The 1,688-nt window shown below is 71.4% G+C and carries 1 protein-coding gene and 1 pseudogene; both read right to left on the minus strand.

What is annotated here, in order from left to right; all coding sequences use genetic code 11:
• Nucleotides 1-362 (minus strand): annotated as a pseudogene (locus C1I98_RS41000) (hypothetical protein); the annotation flags it as partial.
• A 311-nt stretch (nucleotides 363-673) separates the two neighbouring features.
• Nucleotides 674-1,688: CPBP family intramembrane glutamic endopeptidase (locus C1I98_RS38590; RefSeq protein WP_306461954.1), on the minus strand; the 1,015-nt coding region annotated here is incomplete at its 5' end.

The raw sequence follows: 1,688 nt of genomic DNA on the forward strand, positions 1-1,688 counted from the left end.
TCCTGGGGGTGGCTTACTGGCGGTGAAGCGTCTTCTCCTCCCGCAGGGGCGTTCTGGGCGGCGTCCGGGACGTCTCCGCTCGCGTGGCGGGCGCGCCGACCGTACGGCGGCGCGTATGGGCGGCGGCGCGGCCGCCGGGGCTCGATGGACGGCGAGTCCTCGGGGGTCGGTGCGGAGAAGGGCGGCATCACCCACGGCGAGGCGAGCGGCACACCCGTGGTCTTCTCTTCGGACGGACCCGGAGGCGAGTGCCGGAGGGCGGGCGGCGGGTGCGGCCCGGGCTCCGGGCGGCCCGGAATCGCCTCTTCGGGCGTGCCGTCGTCGTCCATCGGCGAGCGCGGGTCGTGGGGGCCCGAAGCCACGCTCAGCACCTCCTCGTCGGGGCTCGCACGTTCGTCTCTCCCAAACCTGGCGACGTCGCCAATCCCTTCCCAGGCCGGAGTATCACACACGGACCGTTCCACCGGTCCGCTCCCGAAATCCCGGACGGCACGGGATATCCGGCGCCCTCGGCTGAACCACCGTCCGCTTTGACGATCACCTCCCGATCCCCGGCCCGCCTTACGCCATGCTCCGCACACACCAGGGCAACACGACACGCCCGCTCTGGCGAGACCTCTCTAGTCAGATTTTTTTATGGCCCGTGGCCTTTAATGTGGTTTGTAGCTCTTTGTCAGGTATTAATCGGCAGCGGTGGCGACACCTCCCGGCCCGGCACCGTCGTCTCGACCCCTCGCCGGCGCGCGAGCAGCAGCACCACGACGACGAACACGGTGAGCTGTACCGCGCTGGACGCTAGCGCCTGCCAGGCCACCGCCCCCTGCTCCAGCGCCCCCTCCAGGTCGCCGGAGGCGGAGCTGATCCCCAGCCCCAGCACGTTGTTGACCACGTGCAACGCGATGGGGGCCTCCAGCCCGCCCGTACGCACGGCCAGCCAGCCCGCGACCACACCGAAGGCGAACACGTCGACGATGCCCCAGCCGGTGTACCTGTGCAGCGCCGCGAACCCGGCCGAGCCGAGCACGATGCCCGGCCAGGGAGTACGCAGGAAGGCGCCGAACGCCTGGATCAACCACCCGCGGAACAGGTATTCCTCGCTGGCGGCCTGGATCGGCACCAGGATCAGCGTCACGGCCAGCCCGGAGATGAAGGTGTCCCATCCGGCCCAGCCGATGCCCGCGGACATCTCCCCACCGGTCAGGCCGAAGACGATGGACGCGGTGAGGTGCCCGAGCACGCCCGCGCCGAGCGCGACCGGCATGCACAACAGCATCCAGCCCCAGCGCAACCGGCCCAGCACCGAGGACAGCGTGCCGGGCGGGCGTCGCTGGATCAACCAGGCCGCGCCGAACACCACGGGCAGGGCGGCGGCGATGGACAGCAGCATCACCGCGAGGCCGAGCACCGGGTCGGCGAACGGGATCGCTCGGGTCATCGAGATCTCGACGCCCGCCATCACGGCGAAGAGCATGCCGCCGAGCAACACGATGAGGCTGACCAGGAGATAACCGGCCGCGACCACCACGGTGCCGAGCACCGGCCGCCACCAGCGGTGCACGGGGGTGCGGGCCATCTGGTCATAGGTCACGCCGGGCTCAGGGCCCCGCGTCCACGGCTGCGGCGGCGGTGCCGTGCCGTACGGGTAGGACGGCACCCCCGCACCCGCGGGCCCGTACCCCGCGTACGGC

The organism is Spongiactinospora gelatinilytica (genome assembly GCF_003236385.1).
GTDB lineage: Bacteria > Actinomycetota > Actinomycetes > Streptosporangiales > Streptosporangiaceae > Spongiactinospora > Spongiactinospora gelatinilytica.